This is a genomic window from Streptomyces bottropensis ATCC 25435 (genome assembly GCF_000383595.1).
Classification (GTDB): domain Bacteria; phylum Actinomycetota; class Actinomycetes; order Streptomycetales; family Streptomycetaceae; genus Streptomyces; species Streptomyces bottropensis.
Genome location: NZ_KB911581.1, coordinates 4,869,669 through 4,887,876, shown reverse-complemented (window position 1 = coordinate 4,887,876; position 18,208 = coordinate 4,869,669). Strand labels below are relative to the sequence as shown.

The following is an 18,208-nucleotide window of genomic DNA, read 5'->3' as shown; positions in this document are numbered from 1 at the left end:
TGAACGCTGTATCGCTGTGGGTGCTCCCCCTTGCCGTCATGGTCGGGCGATCGACGTAGGTGTCGCCGGGAGTGCCTCGACAACCAGGCACTCCCGAAAGGCCACACCTATGAACTCTCCGCAGTTCACCACCGAGCCGTCGCCGAACGGTACGGCCGAGCACGACCGCACCGGGGGCGACGCCCCCGGACTCCGAGCGTCGGCCTCAGGCGCCGGTCGCGCGCCCTTCGTGTACGACGTGATCATCGCCGGGTGCGGGCCGACCGGCGCGATGCTGGCCGCCGAACTGCGGCTGCACGATGTGCGGGTCCTCGTTCTGGAGAGGGAAACCGAACCCGTTTCGTTCGTCCGCATCGTCGGTCTGCACATCCGCAGCCTTGAGCTGATGGCCATGCGCGGCCTGCTGGACCGCATTCGTCGGCACGGGCGACAGCGCCCGGCCGCCGGATTCTTCGCCGGCATCGACAAACCGGCGCCTCAGGGTCTGGATTCCGCGCATGCCTATCTGCTGGGCATCCCGCAGCCGGTCATCGTTCAGCTGCTCGAAGAGCACGCGACCCAGCTGGGTGCGCGCGTCCGGCACGGTTGTGAGGTGGTCGATCTTGAGCAGGACGAGGAGGGTGTGACCGTCGAGCTGTCCGACGGCGAACAGCTTCGCTCACGCTATCTCGTGGGCTGCGACGGCGGCCGCAGTGCGGTGCGCAAACTGCTCGGCGTCGGCTTCCCCGGTGAGGCCTCTCGGACCGAGACGCTGATGGGCGAGATGGAAGTGAGTGTGCCGCAGGAGGAGATCGCCGCCAAGGTGACCGAGATCGGCAAGACCGACAAGCGCTTGTGGCTCAGGCCCTTCGGCGCAGGGGCATACAGCGTCGTAGTCCCGGCCGCGGGGGTCGGCGACCGTGCGGAACCGCCCACCCTTGAGGACTTCAGACAACAGCTGCGCGCCATCGCCGGAACCGACTTCGGTGTGCACTCCCCGCGCTGGCTGTCCCGCTTCGGGGACGCCACCCGGCTGGCCGAGCGTTATCGGGTCGGGCGGGTGCTGTTGGCCGGCGACGCGGCGCACATCCATCCGCCCACCGGAGGTCAGGGCCTCAACCTGGGCGTTCAGGACGCGGTCAACCTCGGCTGGAAGCTGGCCGCACAGATCCGCGGCTGGGCACCGGAAACACTGCTGGACACCTACCACGCCGAACGCCATCCGGTCGCCGAGGACGTGCTGGACAACACCCGCGCCCAGATGGAACTGCACTCCACCGAACCGGGCCCACAGGCCCTGCGCAGACTGCTCACCGAACTGATGGACTTCGACGAGGTGAACCGCCGTCTGATCGAGAAGATCACCGCGATCGGGATCCGCTACGACTTCGGCGAAGGCCCCGATCTGCTCGGCCGCCGCCTGCGTGACATCGACGTGAAGCAGGGCCGCCTCTACGGTCTGCTGCATCGCGGCCGGGGCCTGCTGCTGGACCGCACCGACCGTCTGACTGTCGGCGGCTGGTCGGACAGGGTCGATCTCCTCGCGGATCCCACCGCGGCACTGGATGTGCCGTGCGTCCTGCTGCGTCCCGACGGCCATGTCGCCTGGGTCGGCGACCGCCGGCAGGACCTGGACGATCACCTCTCCCGCTGGTTCGGCAGGCCCGCCGAGTAGAGCGTCCGTCTGGTGGCGGCTTCGTGAACTGCCCTTCGGGGCGTGCCATGAAGCCGCCGGCCAAGTCGTGGCAGCCATTGACACGCACCCGGCCGACGCGCTCCCTTGTCCGCGCTGTCGGTCCGGAGGAAGCTCATCGTCGAGCTTGCTCGGGCACCGAGCCGTCCGGCTCGTTGATCTTCCCGAAGGGGACGTGCACGCTGGGCGTGCTGCGGGCCGTGCCGGTCAGGTGGCCGACCTGGTCGTCGAAGAAGATGTGGGGCCTGAGGACCTCCATGATCGTGCTCTTGTCTATGCCGCCGAGGAAGAAGGCGCCGTTGACGGTCACGCCCCAGTTCTGCAGGCTGCGCACCGCGCGCTCGTGAGCCGGTGCGTCGCGGGCGGTGACGAGGGAGACGTGGACGCGCATCCTGTAGTCGGCGTCGTCCGCCCGCCGTTCTTCCTCGCGCCGCTGGAGCCGGTTGACGCCTGCGAGGAAGTCACGCAGGGGGCCCGGGTCGTGCGGTGTGGCGGCGTTCGTCGTCTCGTGGGAGCGGAAGCCCTCGATGCCGTCGGCCTGGTAGACCTGTTCCGAAGCGTCGTCGGCGAGGACTCCGTCGAAGTCGAAGGCGATCCGCAGGTCCTGGTCGTCGTCCTCGTCGGCCACGGCTGGGCCGAGCACGCGGCCGGCGGGCAGACCGAGCGCGACGGCCTCGCGGACGTCGTCCTCGTTCGCTGACAGGAACAGGGACATGTTCAGCGCGGGCATGAAGCGGTAGGGCGAGCGGCCCTGCATGAAGATGGCCCGGCTGATCGGCAGACCGTGGCGCTGGATCGACCGCATGACCCGCAGCCCGGTCTCGGGATCGTTGCGGGACAGGATGATGACCTCGACCAGAGGGTCGTCCGGTGAGAGGTGGTTCAGGGACAGCAGCCTGCGGATGAAAGGGAAGGCGGCCCCTTTCTCCAGCGTGTCGTCCAGGTGCTCCTCCTGGTAGCCGCGGTAGTCCTCCTCTCCCTGATCACGGAAGACGGCATCCGCCTCCGCCAGGTCGAACAGTGCGCTGGAGGCGACACCGACGACCAGGCGGTTCTCGAGTTCGTAGACGGCCACGGCGTCCTCCCCGGCTGTACATCGCGCGCAGGCTCCGATCATGGCATGTCGCACTGGCCACGACGGCGACCGCCGTGGACGCACGCCTCTACGGGGCAGGGGGTGCACCTGGGTTCTCGGCGCCCGGCGGGCAAAACGTCTGGGGGTGCGTCGCCGTCGTCAGTGACACGGCGTCACCACCGCCGATCCGTCCGCCCGTCCGGGATCACAGCCGGACGTGCGGCCCGCGTCGCGCGCGACGTCAGGCCGCGTTTCCAGAGGTTGCGGGCCGGACCAGTCGCTCGTCCGGGATGACCGCGACGCCGACGATCTCGATCAGCGCCTCCGGCTGCCACAGTGCCGTCGTGCCGATGCCGGCCATCGCGGGATAGACCGGCCCGGCCAGCTCACGCCACGCCTTGCCGATCTCCTTCCCGTGCGCCTGGTAGTCGGGGATGTCGGTCAGGTAGAGCGTGATGCTCACCAGGTCCTGCGGGATGCCGCCCGCTTCCGACAGCGTGGCGAGGACGTTGGCGAAAGCCTGCCGGAACTGTTCCACGATGCCGCCGGGGACGATCTTCATGTCCCGGTCGAGAGCGGTCTGGCCGCCGAGGTGGAGCGTGTTGCCGCTGAGCGTCCCGTGCGAGTAGCCGCTGGGTGTGGGCAGGGACGCGGGGTTGATCGGGACCGGGGCCGAGTGGGTCGCCATGGAAAGCTCCTGCGGGACGTTGCCGGGGCTGGCTGTCTGCCGCCTCACCGTAGCATCTATTGACAGACGTCTGACGGTCGTAGAAATAATGAAATACCCCGAGGGTCGGAGAGCGACCAGGAGAGGGAACACCCATGCGTCTTTCGACCGTCTCCCACGCGGCGGGCATCAGTGCCGCCGTCCTCCTTGGAGGCACCTGGCGAGCGCTCCCGGCCGCCGACCTGTCGGCCCTGCTGACGGCCACGCCACCCCAGCGGGTCGCGGACCTGGCCGGTGAGGCACTCGTCGATGCCGTACCGGTGCTGCCGCTCCCCGCTCCGGCCAAAGTGGTCTGTTGCGGGCTGAACTACGCCGATCACATCCGGGAGACGGGCCGGGAGCTGCCCGCGTACCCCACGCTCTTTCCCAAGTACGCCGACACCCTCACCGGTCCCGATGCCGAGATCGTGCTGCCGAGGGGCCTCCAGGTCGACTGGGAGGCCGAACTCGCCGTCGTGGTCGGTGCGACCCTGCGCCGGGCGGACCGGGAGACCGCGCTCGCCGGAATCGCCGGCTACACGGTGGCGAACGACATGTCCGTCCGCGACTGGCAGTACCGCACCCTGGAGTGGTTCCAGGGCAAGGCATGGGACGCGTCCACTCCCCTCGGTCCCGTGGTCGTGACGCCGGACGAGATCGACCCCACCGCGAGCCTGGAGGTGATCTGCCGGGTCAACGGCGAGCAGGTCCAGCGTGACAACACCAAGACGCTGGTGTTCGACGCCGCCGACCTGCTCGCGTACATCTCCACCTTCACCGTGCTGCGCCCCGGCGACCTCGTGCTCACCGGCACGCCCGGCGGCGTCGGGGTGGCCCGGACGCCCCAGCGTTTCCTCTCCGACGGAGACGTCGTGGAGACCGAGATCGCCGGCATCGGCACGCTGCGCAACACCGTGCGCCTCACCGACTGACGCCCGCCCCCTCCCCGCCCCCGCGAACCGCTCCTCGCCCCCGCCCCTCGCCCCCGCGGCCAGAGCCACAGCCGCGCCGCAACCGATCAGGAGACCGCGTGAACCCCGATCCCGATCAGTACGTCCCAGGTCAGCACGCCCCCGGTCAATACGCCCCCGGTCAGCCCTCCCCGGGCCAGTCCGCCCAAGGCCAGTTCGTCCTGGACGGGGACAACTCGATGTACGCCACCGCGAGCGGCCTGGTCGTACCGGTCGTCACGCGGGCCGGTGCGGAGCCCGGGGACACCGGGCAGTCCGCCGGGGCCACCCGGATCTCGGGGGTCAGCATCCAGCACACCCCGGCGACCCGGATCTGGTTCGGCAAGGTCCACAACGACGGTGGCTACCGGTCCGTGCCCCACCACCACGGTGAGGCCGAGACCGGGGGCTACGTGCTCTCCGGCCGGGCGCGGATCTACTTCGGCGCGAAGTTCGAGGACTACATCGACATGTCGGAGGGCGACTGGGTCTTCGTGCCCCCGTTCCTGCCCCACGTCGAGTGCAATCTCGACCGCAACAGGCCGCTGACCTGGATGACGACCCGGACACCGGAGAACATCGTGGTCAATCTCCCCCAGGTCGAGGACACGGACCTGCGCGACTGGACGGACCGGCCCTGATGACCGACACCACCTCAGACATCTTCACGGCCGCCGTCACCCTGACCCCGGCCGAGGCCGAGCGGTTCGACCTCGCCTTCACCGCGGTCACCCAGCCCTGCCCATGGCCCAAGGCGTACGGGGGTGACCTCGTCGCCGCAGCCGCCGCGGCGGCGATGAGGTCCGTCGACGACGGCAAGACGCTGCACTCCATGCACTCCTACTTCATGCGCCCCGCCGACATCGGCGCCGACGTGCGCTACGAGGTCGAGCTGCTGCGCGACGGCCGCGGGTACGCGACCCGGCAGGTGCGCGGCTATCAGAACGGCAAACCGCTCTACGTCTGCCTGGCCAATTTCGCGGCGGGCGAGCCCGGCGGCAGCTACACCTGCGCCGTCCCCGACTGGCTGGTCACGGACCTGCCCGACCCCGAGGAGCTGCCCAGCTCCGCGGAGTGCCTCGCGGGGCGAGCCGGTGGGACGATGACCGAGGTCTCCCAGGGCTACTGGTCGGAGGGCCGGGGCTTCGACATGCGTCATGTGCCGGGCCCGGTCTATCTCGACATCGAGGGTGCCCGGGAGCCGCACCAGGCGGTCTGGGTCAAGCCGTTCGACGCGCTCCGGCCGGTCGACGGGCTCACCGACGGCCAGCGCGACGCGGCTGCCCTCGCCTACGTCTGCGACTACACCATCCTGGAGCCCGTGCTGCGCGTCCTCGGCCTGCCCTGGGCCCAGGAGGGCCTGGTCACGGCGAGTCTCGACCACGCGATGTGGTTCCACCGCGCTCCGCGTCCGGGTGTGACGGACGGCTGGTTGCTCTACACCCAGCAGGCGGTCGCGGCGGACGGCGGACGCGGGCTGGGCTCCGGCCGGTTCTTCACCCCGGACGGCACCCACCTGGCGACGGTCGTCCAGGAGGGAATGATCCGTGCCTCCGAGGGGAGGCCGGCATGACCTTCTCACCCTCGGGACACGTCGACACCTTCGCCCGTGACCACCTCCCCGGACCCGGGCAGTGGCCGGTGCTGGAGTTCACGACCGACCTGCTCCGGTACCCCGAACGCCTCAACGCTGCCGTCGAGTTGATCGACCGTCCGGCCGCCGCCTTCGGGCCCGACCGGCCCGCGCTGCGTACACCCGCGGGTGAGGTGTGGAGCTACGGCGAGTTGCGGCGGCGGGCCGCCCAGGTCGCCCAGGTACTCACCGAGGATCTCGGTCTGGTGCCCGGCAACCGGGTGCTGCTGCGCTCCCCCAACACCCCTTGGGCCGTCGCCGCCTGGCTGGGCGTGCTCAGAGCGGGCGGGATAGCCGTCGCCACCATGGCCGCGCTGCGGGCCCGCGAGCTGGCGCCGATCGTGGCGAAGACGCGGCCGGCCGTCGCGCTGGTCGACCACCACTTCCTCGACGACGTGTTCGCGGTGCGGGACACGATCGCGCCGAAGCTGGTCGTCGTGCCGTACGGCGGCGACGCGGCCGACGACCTGAGCAACCGGGCCGCGCGGAAGTCGGGGCGATTCGCGGCGGTCGACACCGCCGCGGACGACGTCGCGCTGTTCGGGCCGACCTCGGGCACCACCGGCGTCCCGAAGATCACCACCCATTTCCACCGCGACATCCTGTCGATCGACAACACCTTCGGCAAGAACACGCTCCGGCTGCGATCCGACGACCTGGTGGCGTGCACCGCACCGCTCGCCTTCACCTTCGGCCTCGGCATGCTGGTCGTGTTCGCCCTGCGGGCGGGTGCCTGCGCCTTCCTCACCGAGCCCGTGCCGCCGCCGCGGCTCGCCGACCTCGTGGCCGAGCACGGGGTGACCGTCCTGGCCACCGCCCCGACCGCGTACAAGCAGATCGTCACGGCCGGGAAGGTGACACGGCTGGCCGGACTGCGCCGCGCGATCAGTGCGGGAGAGCACATCCCGCAGGGCCTGTGGGAGGAACTGCGCGACCGGCTCGGCATCAAGGTCATCGACGGGATCGGCGCCACCGAGATGCTGCACATCTTCATCTCGGCGGACGGCGACGACATCCGCCCCGGGGCGACCGGCAGACCCGTGCCGGGCTACCGCGCGGCGATCCTCGGACCGGACGGCGAGGAGCTGGGCCCGGGTGCCGAGGGCCTGCTCGGGGTGATCGGCCCGGTGGGCTGCCGCTACCTCGACGACGAACGGCAGGCCGGTTACGTCGTCAACGGCTGGAACGTCACCGGCGACACCTTCCTCCGCGACGAGGACGGCTACTTCTGGTACCGGGCGCGCAACGACAGCCTGATCGTGTCGTCGGGCTACAACATCGCCGGACCCGAGGTCGAGGCCGCCATCGACACCCATCCGGACGTCGTCGAAGCGGCGGTCGTCGGCGCGCCCGACGCCGAACGCGGCGCGATCGTCTGCGCGTTCGTCGTGCTGCGCGAGGGAGTCGTCGGCGACGCCGTGCGGGCCAAGGACATCCAGGACCACGTCAAACAGCAGATCGCGCCATACAAGTACCCGCGCGAAGTGCGCTTCGTCGAAGCGCTGCCGCGCAATCCCAGCGGCAAACTGCAGCATTTCAAGCTCCGTCGGCTCCTGGAGGAGCAAGCATGAGGATCGCCATCGTCGGCGGCGGCCCGGGAGGGCTGTACTTCGCCGCGCTGATGAAGCAGCTCGACCCGGCACACGAGGTCACCGTCTGGGAACGCAACGCGCCCGACGACACCTTCGGGTTCGGGGTGGTCTTCTCCGACGAGACGTTGGGCGGCATCGACAACGCCGACGAAACCGTCCACGCCGCCATGGAGAGCCGGTTCGCCCGCTGGACGGACATCGACATCGAGTTCCACGGCCACCGCTTCACCGTCGGCGGCCAGGGTTTCGCGGCGATGAGCCGCAAGGAGCTGCTGCAGATCCTGCAGCGGCGGGCCGCCGAACTCGACGTCACCGTCCACTACCGCACCGAGGCGCCGGACCTGGACGAACTGCGGGCGTCCCACGACCTGGTGCTGGCCGCCGACGGCCTCAACTCCGCCGTCCGCACGAAGTACGCCGACGTCTTCCGGCCGTCGCTGGACACGCGGCGCAACAAGTACATCTGGCTGGGCACCGATCTGGTCTTCGAGGCGTTCCAGTTCTTCGTCAAGGAGACGCGGTGGGGCACCATGCAGATCCACGGCTACCCCTTCTCCGACACGGGCTCGACCTTCATCGTCGAGATGCACGAGGACGTCTGGCGGCGCGCCGGCTTCGACCGGACCGCGGACCAGGTGTTCCCACCGGGTGTCTCCGACGACCACGCGGTCGCGAGGATCGGGGAGATCTTCGCCGACGAGCTGAAGGGCCGCCGGGTCCTCACCAACAACTCCAAGTGGCTGAACTTCACGACCGTCCGCAACGAGCGCTGGTACGACGGCAACGTGGTCCTGCTCGGCGACGCCGCCCACACCGCCCACTTCTCGATCGGTTCGGGCACCAAGCTCGCCATGGAGGACGCGCTCGCCCTGGCGGCCTGCCTGCACGAGCATCCGACGGTGGCCGAGTCGCTCGCCGCCTACCAGAGCGAACGCAAGCCCGTCGTCGAGTCGACCCAGCGGGCCGCCCAGGCGTCGCTGGAGTGGTTCGAGAACATCGGTATGTACGCGGGTCAGGAACCGGCTCAGTTCGTCTTCAACCTGCTCACCCGCTCGCGGCGCATCACCTTCGACAACCTCAGGGAACGCGACGGCGAGTTCGCCGCGCTGATGGAGGCCGAGTTCGCCAGGCACCAGCGGGCGCCCACAGTGGCCCCGGCGATGTTCCAGCCGGTCCGGATCGGTCCGCTCGAACTGCAGAACCGCGTGATCGTCTCCCCGATGGACATGTACTCCTGCGACGCCGGCGTCCCCGGTGACTTCCATCTGGTGCATCTGGGCTCCAAGGCGCTGGGCGGGGCCGGTCTGGTGATGAGCGAGATGGTCTGTGTGTCGCCCGAGGGGCGGATCACCCCGGGCTGCCCGGGGCTGTGGACGGACGAGCAGCGCGACGCCTGGCGCCGGGTCACCGACTTCGTGCACGAGCGCACGAGCGGGAGGATCGGCCTGCAGCTCGGTCACTCGGGCCGCAAGGGCTCGACCAGACTCATGTGGGAGGGCATCGACCAGCCGCTGGACGAGGGCAACTGGGAGGTGATCGGTCCCTCGGCGCTTCCGTACGGCGCCGGCTGCCACGTCCCCCGGGAAGCCACCCGCGCGGACCTGGACAAGGTGGTCGCGGACTTCACCGGCGCCGCCCTGCGCGGGGTGGAGGCGGGCTTCGACCTCATCGAGGTGCACGCCGCCCACGGCTACCTGCTCTCCTCCTTCCTCTCCCCCGTCGCCAACAGGCGCACCGACGAGTACGGCGGCTCCCTGGAGAACCGGCTGCGCTTCCCCCTGGAGGTCTTCGACGCGGTGCGCCGCGCCGTCCCGTCCGCCGTCCCGGTCACGGTCCGCATCTCGGCGACCGACTGGATGCCGGACGGCAACACCGAGGACGACGCCGTGGACATCGCGCGCGCGTTCATCGAGCACGGTGCGGCCGCCATCGACGTCTCCTCCGGTCAGGTCTCCCAGGACGAGAGGCCGGCCTACGGCCGCTCCTACCAGACGCCGTTCGCCGACAAGATCCGGCACCTGGTGGCCGCGCCGGCGGGGGTTCCGGTGATCGCGGTCGGTGCCATCTCCTCGTACGACGACGTGAACTCGATCCTGCTCGCCGGACGGGCCGACGTGTGCGCCCTGGGGCGCACCCATCTCTACAACCCGCAGTGGACCTTGCAGGCCGCCGCGGAGCAGGAGTACGCCGGGTCCGGCGCGCAGTGGCCGGTGCAGTGGGCGGCGGGCAGCCGCAGACCGCCCTCCTCCCGCACCGACAAGGTCTCGCCGCGTCTGTCGCTGCTGCGGGCGGGAGCCGTCGACGACGTGCACCTGCGGTGGACCCCCGCTTCCGACGCGGCGTCCACGTGACCGCCCTTCCCAGCGCCGGGAACCCGGTCGGCGTGCACCGCACACGGATCGAGTGGATCGACACCGACGCGGCCGGTATCTACCACAACAGCACGGTCGTACGGTTCGTGGAGGCCGCGGAGGCCTCGCTCATGCGGGAGCTCGGCCTGCACGGCTACTTCCCGGTCGCACCGCGCGTGCGCTACGAGGTGGACTTCGACGCGCCGCTCTTCTTCGGCCAGGACGTGTGCGCGGTCGTGGAACCGGTGCGGGTCGGCACCAGTTCCATGACCTTCGCCTTCGAGGTCTGGGGCGAGGAGTTCCGCGGCCGTCCGCGTGGCCGGGCCGCACGCGGCCGTTATGTGACCGTCCATATCGGAGGGGACCACCGCGAGGGTGCCGCGAGTGCCCCATGGCCCGAGGAGTGGGTCGCCGCGCTGACCGGGCCGGTCCGGTCGTCGGATGCCCGTCCGGCATACTCACTGGAATGAGTACGATCAAAGGCGACCGGCCCACGGCGGCCGGGCGTCGTTCCCGGACAGTGCTCGTGAGCTTCCTCGGCGCCATCGTCCGCAAGATGGGCAACTGGATGCCCATCGCCGGCACAGTCGAACTGCTGACCGAGCTGGGTCTGGACGCGCCCAGCGTGCGGACGGCGGTCTTCCGGCTCAAGAAGCGCGGCTGGCTGGAGTCGGAGAGCCGCGCGGGGATGCGTGGCTACACACTGACGCCGACCGCGCTGGAGGCACTCGCCGCGGGCGACGAGATCATCTGGCACGCCCGGCAGCCGGCCGATCTCGGGGACGGCTGGTGCTTCGTGAACTTCTCCGTCCCCGAGTCCGCTCGTGCCCTGCGACACCAGCTGACCGCGCACCTCACCTCGCTCGGTTTCGGCAACATCGGATCGGCGGTCTGGATCGCGCCGGCGAGAATGCTCCCGGCCGCGCAGCGCGCCATCGCCGAACTGGACCTCACTGAGCAGTGCGCCGTCTTCGTCGGCGACTACGTCGCCGGGCAGAACCTGACGGCCATGGTCCGGGGCGGCTGGGACCTCGACGAGATCGACCGGCGCTACCGCGAGTTCATCGGCGAGTACGACGGGGAGGCGGACCTCCTCGGCGAGGCCGCGGTCATCGACGGGCAGCACGCCTTCGTCACCTACCTCGCTGTCGTCGACCACTGGCGCAAACTGCCCTTCCGCGACCCCGGGCTGCCGCGCGAGGTGCTGGCCGAGGACTGGAGCGGCCCGGCCGCCGTCCGGCTCTTCGAACGGATGGTCACCCTGCTGGAGGGCAGGGCGCTGGCCCACGCCGCTCCCTACTGGTCCACGCAGCCGAAGGCGGCCGAGCGGTCGGACGACACCAGGGCGCTCCAGCGCAGCTCCTGACCGTCCTGCGGTCCCGCAGGGCGGGACACGCGCGGGCCGGGCGCGAGTCGTCGGTGGCTCACTTCCGCTAATGCGCAAGTGAGTTCGACCGACACAGGCAACCCACAGGTCCCGTTTCACCTCCTTCGTGGCGTGAGGCGCTCCCGGTACGTACGGGGCGCCCGCGCTCGAAGCGTGAGGAGGGACCCTTGATCCGTACCCGGCGAACAGGTGTCATCGCCGTTGCCGTGCTCGCGGCACTGGCGGGATCACCCGGACTGGCCCAGGCCCAACAGCCGTCCGGCGCACCGGCGGCGGTATCGGCGGCGTCGGACGACGACCTGCCGAAGGGATGGAGCGTCACCGACCAAGGACTGGTACGGAAGCTGGTCTGGCGGTCCGGGCGGAATGTGCCCATGGGGGACGCCCGGGTCGAGTTCCACACCGGTGGCCGGCTGCTCGGCGTCCCGAAGGCGGCCAAGGACGGGCGTACGTTCCGGCTCGCGCTCGACCAGGACATCCCGCTGAAGGACCTCAGGGTCATGGCGGCCGGACGCCGACTGGACGCGGCGGCCGGCGACTCCGGCGGGAGCGAGGACCGTTCCCCGGACACCATGCGGCCCTCGGCACAGCCGCCGGCGAACTCCGTCGACCCCGGCAGGCCCGGCGCGTACCGCACGGTCTCCGGCGAGTACGGCCTTCCCCCGGTGCGGTTGCCCGGATTCCCCGAGCCCGTCGAGATGCGGGCCGTCGTCGTCGCGCCGAAGGGCGCCACCGGCAAGCGGCCCCTCGCGCTGTTCCTGCACGGCCGGCACAGCACCTGTCACAAGCCGGGCGGCGAGGACGTCACCGGTGAATGGCCCTGCCCGGCCGGGCAGAAGGCGATCCCCAGCCACAGGGGTTATCTGCGGGACCAGAAACTGCTGGCGTCCCAGGGCTATATGACGGTGTCGATCTCGGCGAACGGCATCAACGGCCAGGACTGGCAGGCCGAGGACGGCGGCGCGCAGGCCCGTTCCTCGCTGGTGCGGCAGCACCTCGCGCGCTGGGCCGGCTGGAGCGCCGACCGGGCCGACGCCCCGCCCGTGGTGCGCGACGCGCCCCCGGCCGACCTCTCCCGCGTCCTGCTCGTCGGTCACTCGCGCGGCGGCGAGGGAGTCGACCGGGCCGCGATGGACAGCCTCTACCCGGCGCCCGCCGCGCAGGACGGCTACCGCGGCCCGGTCCGCTGGAAGATCCGCGGGACCGTGCTCATCGGACCCACGATCTTCGGCCAGAACCCCGTGCCCGACGTCCCGTCCGCGACCATCCTGCCCGGCTGTGACGGCGACGTCTCCGACCTCCAGGGCCAGGTGTACGTGGACGGCACGCGCGGCGTCAGCAAGGGCAAGGCCCTGCACAGCGCCGTGTACATGGTCGGCGCCAACCACAACTTCTTCAACACCGAGTGGACGCCGGGCCAGGCCGAGGCGCCCGCCTTCGACGACTTCTCGGACGACCCCGAGAGCGACGAGCGGGACGCGGTGTGCTCCCCGGGCGCCCGTACCCGGCTCACCGCCGACCAGCAGCACAAGGCCGGCGCCACCTACATAGCCGCGGCGGCCCGGCTGTTCGTGGCGGGCGACGACCGCGTGCGCCCGCTGCTGGACGGCTCGGACCGGCGCGCCCCGTCGGCCGACCCGGCCCGGGTGCTGACCCACGCCGTCGGCGCCCGCCGCACCGGCGGATTCCTGCCCGACGGCGGAGTGAAGGTGACCGGCGGAGGCAGGCTGTGCGCGGCGGTCGACCCCGCGCCGGCCAGGGCGTGCCTGGGCAAGGGCGTCCGGGGGGCGTCCCCGCACTTCGCCTGGTGGCAGACGGAGAAGGAGGCGGGCCGCAGCGCCGTCGCACTGAAGTGGTCCGCGGCCGGCAGGGCGACGAAGGTCACGCCGGCCGAGCCGCTCTCCCTGACCGGCGCCAAGGATCTGGCTCTGCGGGTGATCGTGCCGCCGAACACCGCCGGTACCAAGCTGGACGTGTCCCTGACCGACTCCGCCGGCCGCAGGGCCGAGCTCGGTCGTGTGAAGGTCGCGGGGCTGCCCGGCACCGAGCGCACCGCTTCGTACTGGGCGCGCGAGGTACGGGTCCCGCTGACCGCCGCCACCCGTGGCCGGTTCGACCTCAAGCATGTCAAGTCCCTTGAGCTGACGTCGCGTTCACGGTCCGGGCGAGCCTGGGTGATGGATGCCTGGGGCTGGTCACCGGGTACTCCGGCGGTCACCGCCGCCGCCCTTCCGCGCGTCGACATCGGCCGGCTCACGGTCCAGGAGGGTGACTCCGGCACCCGCACGTACCAGATACCGGTCAAGGTCTCCGGCCACGGCAGCGGCAAGGTCCGCTTCTCGGTCCTGGACCCGGAGACCGGCCGCGCCGTGGACAAGCTGATCACGGTAAGGCCCGGGGTGAGCCCGATCAAGGTGCCGGTCGTGGTCGAGGGCGACACCCGCTTCGGTTACGACCAGAGCCAGGATCTGGTGGCCAAGGCCGTGCGCGGCGCGGTCGTCGGCACGTATCTGGGCGGCGTCACCGCGGTGAACGACGACCCCGAGCCCGAGATGACGCTGACGCCGGTCGCCGACCGGGTGACCGAGGGCGGAAAGCTGACCTGGCGGGTGTCGCTCTCGTCGCCGGCCGAGGTGGAGCTCGTGCGGGATCTCCGGGTGCTACCGGTCACCGACGGCGTCGAGTTGTCCACCAAGGACGTGGATCCGCGGTGGTTGAGGGACAACACCGGTGAGGAGCCCGATCCGGAGCGCCCGCTGTCGCAGGCGGGCCTGTGGCTGTTGACCGACATCCCCGCCGGGAGCACGACCGGCGACATCACGGTGCCCACGGTGAAGGACAGGGTGGCCGAACCGGCCGAGTCGTTGCGCCTGGCGCTGACCGGCGAGGACGGCGAACCGGTACCCGGCCGGCCGGTGGTGACGGGGACGGTCGTGGACGCGCCGTAGGCCACATGCCCGCGACGCGAAGGGGGCACGGACCGAGGAACCATCGGTGCGTGCCCCCTTCCGTGCCGAGACCGTGCCGCGGATGAGGACGCGGACACGGACACGGATGCGGATGCGGATGCGGAGACGGTTGCACAGGCGGCGGTCAGTGGCCCCGGAAGACCGGAGCGCGCCGTTCGAGGAAGGCCTCGACGGCCTCGCGGTGGTCGGCGGTGGAGCCGAGCCGCCGCTGGACGACGGACTCGCGGTCCAGCGCGGCCGGCAGGCTCGCGGCGGCCGCGGACCGCAGCAGCGCCTTGGTCTCCCGGTGGGCCGCGGTGGGCCCGGCGGCCAGCGCACGGGCCACAGCCAGCCCCTCGGCGGCGGCCGAGCCGTCCACCACGACGCGGTGCACCAGGCCCCATTGCTCCGCGTCCCGCGCGGAGAACGCGTCCCCGAGGAGCATGAGCCCGGCCGCCCGTGAGGGGCCCAGCTGGCGGGCGAGGGCGCGAGCGACACCGGAGTCGGAGGCCAGGGCGACACCGGTGAAGGCGGTGGCGAACCGGGCGCTCTCGGCGGCGACCCGCACGTCGGCACAGAGCGCGATGCCGAGGCCGGCCCCGACGCAGGCGCCCTCGACGGCGGCGACCACCGGGATGGGCAGCGCCTGGAGTTCCTTGACCAGCGGGTTGTAGTGCTCGGGGATGTTGGCGAAGGCGGCGCCCGGTGCGTCCTTCAGCAGCCGGGCGTGCTCCTTGAGGTCCTGGCCGACGCAGAAGTGCCGTCCGCGGGCGGTGATCAGGGCTGCCCGTACGTGCCGGCCGGCGTCCGTGGTGAGCCGACGGGCCGCCGTCAGGAGCGCGCTGCGCAGGTGTGCGTCGAGAGCGTTGCCGCCGGCGCCCCCGCGCAGTTCGATGACGGCGACGGCGTCGGTGACCTCGTACGACACACCGTGGGAAGCGGGGGTGTCGGTCACGGCCATGCGTAGAACCCCTGTCCGCTCTTGCGGCCGAGTTCGCCGCGGGCGACCATCTCCCGCAGCAGTCGGGGCGGTGCGAACCGTTCGCCGAGGGTGGTGTGCAGGTGGTCGGCGATGGCGAGGCGTACGTCGAGTCCGACCAGGTCGGTCAGGCGCAGCGGCCCGATGGGGTGCTTGTAGCCCAGGGACATGGCGGTGTCGATGGCGTCGGGGGCGGCGACGCCCTCCTCCACCATGCGGATCGCCTCCAGTCCGAGGGCGAGACCCAGGCGGCTGCTGGCGAAGCCGGGCGAGTCGCCGACGACCACCTCCTGTTTGCCGAGGGCGCGGGTCCAGCCGACGGCCGATTCCAGGGTGTCGCCGGTGGTGCCGGGCGCCAGGACCACCTCGATCAGGGCGGAGACCGGCACGGGGTTGAAGAAGTGCATGCCCAGGAACCGGCCGGGGCGCCGCAGGGCCGCCGCGAGGTCGGTCACCGACAGGGAGCTGGTGTTGCTGGCGAGCACGCACCGCTCCCCCACGGCCTGTTCGGCCGCGGCGAGCAGGCGGGCCTTGAGCGCCGCGTCCTCCGGCACCGCCTCGACGACGAGATCGGCGTCGCGGGGCAGTTCGGACACCGAAGCCACCACGGTGAGCCGGAACGCGTCGTCCTCGGCCCCGCCCCGGCGCAGGGCGGCGGCGATGCGCTCGACGGCGGCGTCCGCGGCTTCGGCGTCCTGTTCCACGACCACCACCGAGGACCCGACGGCCGCGAAGGACTGCGCGATACCGGCGCCCATCCGGCCGCCACCGATCACCCCCACGACCGCGGGCGGTGCCGCTTGCTGTCCTTCTGCTTCTGCGGCTGCTGCCGCTCCTGCTGCTGCCGAGGTCATGCCCGGCCTCCGTTCCTGTCCAGGAAGCGCGTCATGCGCTCCTGCTTGTCGCGGCCCTCGAACAACACGGCCTGGGCGAGGTCGTCGGCGACCGGGTGGGCGCCGGGGGCGTCCGTGACGAGCTTGGTGAGGCGCAGGGCGAGCGCCGAGGCGCGGGCCATGCGGTCGAGCAGGGCATGCGCCTCGGCGGTCAGCCGCTGCGCCGGTACGACGTCCATGACCAGCCCGCAGGCGAGCGCGGCGGCCGCGTCGAGGTTCCGGCCGGCCAGCAGCACCTGCTTGGCCACCGACTCGCCGACGAGTTCCCTCAGCCGCCAGCAGCCCCCGGCGGCGGCGAGGATGCCGAGGCCCGGCTCGGGGTTGCCGAACACCGCGTCGGGACCGGCGATCCGAATGTCACAGGCGTACGCCAGCTCGGCACCCCCGCCGAGGGCCCAGCCGTCGACGGCGGCCACGGTGGGCAGGGGCAGTCGGCGGACCCGTTCGAAGAGGCGGCTGTTGATGCCCCGCAGGGCTTCGTCGCGGCCCCGTGCGCGCAGTTCGGCGATGTCGGCGCCGCCGGCGAAGACCCCGCCGTGCCCGGTGAGCAGCATGAGGCGCGGGGTGCGCTCCAACTCCTCGCACAGGTGGTGGAGTTCGGTGATCATACGGGCGTCGATGGCGTTGCGGGCCTCGGGCCGGTGCAGGGTGACCACGACCCGGTCCGCGTGTTCGTCGACGAGGAGGGTGTCGTACGAGGATGAAGCAGCCGTGCTCATACGCGCTCCACCAGGAGCGACACGCCCAGCCCGACGCCCACGCACATGGTCGCCAGGCCCCGGCGGCCGTCCTCGCGCTCCAGTCGGCCGAGCAGGGCGAGCACGATGCGGGTGCCCGAGCAGCCGAGCGGGTGACCCAGGGCGATCGCGCCGCCGTCGGCGTTGACCCGGTCCTCGTCGAGCTTCAGTCGGCGCACCACCGTCAGCACCTGGGAGGCGAACGCCTCGTTCACCTCGATGGCGTCCAGGTCGTCGATGCTCCAGCCCGCCCGGTCCAGCGCCTTGGCGGTGGCCGGCACGGGGCCGAGCCCCATGAGACGGGGTTCGACCCCGGCCGAGGCGGCGGTGACGACACGGGCCCGTGGCGTGAGGCCGTACCGTTCGACCGCCGCCCCGCTCGCCACCACCACGGCGGCCGCCCCGTCGGACAGTGGCGAGGAATTGCCCGCGGTGACGATCCCGTCGCCGCGGAAGGAGGTGCGCAGCCCGCTCAGCCGCTCCAGTGAGGTGGCCGACCGGGGCCCTTCGTCCTGGGTGACCTCGCCGTCCTCGACCGGCACCGGGACGATCTCCCGGGCGAACCGGCCGGCCTGCTGGGCGGCGACGGCCCGGCGGTGGCTGCGCAGCGCGAAGGAGTCCGCCTCCAGGCGGGTGATGCCGTCCAGGGCGGCGAGTTCCTCGGTGGTCTCGCCCATCGACAGGGTGGTGTCGGCGGAGAAGCGCGGGTTGGTGAACCGCCAGCCGAGGGGGGTGTCGTGCACCTCGCCGGGGCGGGCCCAGGGGGTGCCGGGCTTGGCCATCACCCAGGGCGCGCGGGTCATCGACTCCACGCCGCCCGCCACGACCAGGTCGGCCTCGCCCGCCCGTACGGTCTGGGCGGCGGAGGCCACGGCCGTCAGGCCGGACGCGCACAGCCGGTTGACGGTGTATCCGGGCACGGTGTGCGGCAGTCCGGCCAGCAGCGCCGCCATGCGGGCCACGTTGCGGTTGTCCTCGCCGGCCTGGTTGGCGGAGCCGAGGATCACCTCGTCGACGGCCTCGCCCGGGATCGCGGAGCGCTCCACCGCCTCCCGGACGACGAGGGCGGCCAGGTCGTCGGGGCGTACGGAGGCCAGCGCCCCTCGGTGGCGGCCCAGGGGGGTGCGGGCGCCGTCGATCAGATAGACCTCGTCAGGCATGGGTGGGCTCCTTCGCGGGGGCATGGCGGGGGGACCGGGCGACCGCGGCCGGTCCGGTCACGGCGGCCAAGTGGGTGACGGCGGAGTGAAAGGCGGTGGGCAAGGGGGAACTCCAGGCCGAACGT

15 protein-coding genes are annotated in these 18,208 nt (G+C 71.6%); 9 read left to right on the top strand and 6 right to left on the bottom strand.

From position 1 onward, the window contains the following. Positions 1 to 109 precede the first annotated feature (109 nt). On the top strand, positions 110 to 1,654 hold the full coding sequence (gene rox / locus STRBO_RS0121630; protein ID WP_005473871.1) for a rifampin monooxygenase: 1,545 nt from the start codon (positions 110 to 112) through the stop codon (positions 1,652 to 1,654). Positions 1,655 to 1,787: 133 nt separating this feature from the next. On the opposite strand, the gene STRBO_RS0121625 is transcribed toward rox, so the two are convergent. Further along, positions 1,788 to 2,747, bottom strand: coding sequence for a 5'-nucleotidase (locus tag STRBO_RS0121625; RefSeq protein WP_005473873.1), 960 nt, complete (start codon positions 2,745 to 2,747; stop codon positions 1,788 to 1,790). A gap of 241 nt (positions 2,748 to 2,988) precedes the next feature. Further along, on the bottom strand, positions 2,989 to 3,435 hold the full coding sequence (locus STRBO_RS0121620) for a RidA family protein (protein WP_005473875.1): 447 nt from the start codon (positions 3,433 to 3,435) through the stop codon (positions 2,989 to 2,991). Positions 3,436 to 3,569: 134 nt separating this feature from the next. Here STRBO_RS0121620 and STRBO_RS0121615 point away from each other — a divergent pair, with 134 nt between their 5' ends. From STRBO_RS0121615 to STRBO_RS0121580, 8 genes are all read left to right on the top strand, one after another. Beyond that, positions 3,570 to 4,385, top strand: coding sequence for a fumarylacetoacetate hydrolase family protein (locus tag STRBO_RS0121615; protein ID WP_005473876.1), 816 nt, complete (start codon positions 3,570 to 3,572; stop codon positions 4,383 to 4,385). 98 nt (positions 4,386 to 4,483) lie between these two features. Continuing rightward, the gene (locus STRBO_RS0121610; RefSeq protein ID WP_005473878.1) at positions 4,484 to 5,044 is read left to right on the top strand and encodes a cupin domain-containing protein; all 561 of its coding nucleotides are present in this window, start codon (positions 4,484 to 4,486) and stop codon (positions 5,042 to 5,044) included. After that, on the top strand, positions 5,044 to 5,976 hold the full coding sequence (locus STRBO_RS0121605; protein WP_005473880.1) for an acyl-CoA thioesterase: 933 nt from the start codon (positions 5,044 to 5,046) through the stop codon (positions 5,974 to 5,976). The genes STRBO_RS0121610 and STRBO_RS0121605 overlap by 1 nt, the downstream gene beginning before the upstream one ends. Further along, positions 5,973 to 7,607, top strand: coding sequence for an AMP-binding protein (locus STRBO_RS0121600; RefSeq protein WP_005473882.1), 1,635 nt, complete (start codon positions 5,973 to 5,975; stop codon positions 7,605 to 7,607). The genes STRBO_RS0121605 and STRBO_RS0121600 overlap by 4 nt, the downstream gene beginning before the upstream one ends. After that, complete coding sequence (locus STRBO_RS0121595) at positions 7,604 to 9,979, top strand: bifunctional salicylyl-CoA 5-hydroxylase/oxidoreductase (RefSeq protein WP_005473884.1); 2,376 nt, start codon at positions 7,604 to 7,606, stop codon at positions 9,977 to 9,979. The genes STRBO_RS0121600 and STRBO_RS0121595 overlap by 4 nt, the downstream gene beginning before the upstream one ends. Continuing rightward, positions 9,976 to 10,449 carry an acyl-CoA thioesterase gene (locus tag STRBO_RS0121590; protein WP_245170597.1) on the top strand — a complete coding sequence of 158 codons (474 nt, stop codon included), beginning with the start codon at positions 9,976 to 9,978 and terminating at the stop codon, positions 10,447 to 10,449. The genes STRBO_RS0121595 and STRBO_RS0121590 overlap by 4 nt, the downstream gene beginning before the upstream one ends. Further along, positions 10,446 to 11,345 (top strand): PaaX family transcriptional regulator, encoded by a 900-nt coding sequence (locus STRBO_RS0121585; protein WP_202499394.1) that lies wholly within the window; start codon positions 10,446 to 10,448, stop codon positions 11,343 to 11,345. Before STRBO_RS0121590 ends, STRBO_RS0121585 begins: the two co-directional genes overlap by 4 nt. 188 nt (positions 11,346 to 11,533) lie before the next feature. Beyond that, positions 11,534 to 14,314, top strand: a complete 2,781-nt coding sequence (locus STRBO_RS0121580) for an alpha/beta hydrolase (RefSeq protein WP_005473890.1) — start codon at positions 11,534 to 11,536, stop codon at positions 14,312 to 14,314. A 145-nt stretch (positions 14,315 to 14,459) separates the two neighbouring features. Here the strand turns inward: STRBO_RS0121580 and STRBO_RS0121575 are convergent, their stop codons facing one another. From STRBO_RS0121575 to STRBO_RS0121560, 4 genes are all read right to left on the bottom strand, one after another. Continuing rightward, the gene (locus tag STRBO_RS0121575; protein ID WP_005473892.1) at positions 14,460 to 15,275 is read right to left on the bottom strand and encodes an enoyl-CoA hydratase/isomerase family protein; all 816 of its coding nucleotides are present in this window, start codon (positions 15,273 to 15,275) and stop codon (positions 14,460 to 14,462) included. Beyond that, positions 15,266 to 16,051 carry a 3-hydroxyacyl-CoA dehydrogenase family protein gene (locus STRBO_RS0121570; RefSeq protein WP_237547526.1) on the bottom strand — a complete coding sequence of 262 codons (786 nt, stop codon included), beginning with the start codon at positions 16,049 to 16,051 and terminating at the stop codon, positions 15,266 to 15,268. Before STRBO_RS0121570 ends, STRBO_RS0121575 begins: the two co-directional genes overlap by 10 nt. Before the next feature lie 92 nt (positions 16,052 to 16,143). Continuing rightward, the gene (locus STRBO_RS0121565) at positions 16,144 to 16,905 is read right to left on the bottom strand and encodes an enoyl-CoA hydratase/isomerase family protein (protein ID WP_005473896.1); all 762 of its coding nucleotides are present in this window, start codon (positions 16,903 to 16,905) and stop codon (positions 16,144 to 16,146) included. Then, positions 16,902 to 18,083: a thiolase family protein gene (locus tag STRBO_RS0121560; RefSeq protein ID WP_005473898.1), complete on the bottom strand. Its 1,182-nt coding sequence runs from the start codon at positions 18,081 to 18,083 to the stop codon at positions 16,902 to 16,904. Before STRBO_RS0121560 ends, STRBO_RS0121565 begins: the two co-directional genes overlap by 4 nt. Positions 18,084 to 18,208 lie beyond the last annotated feature (125 nt).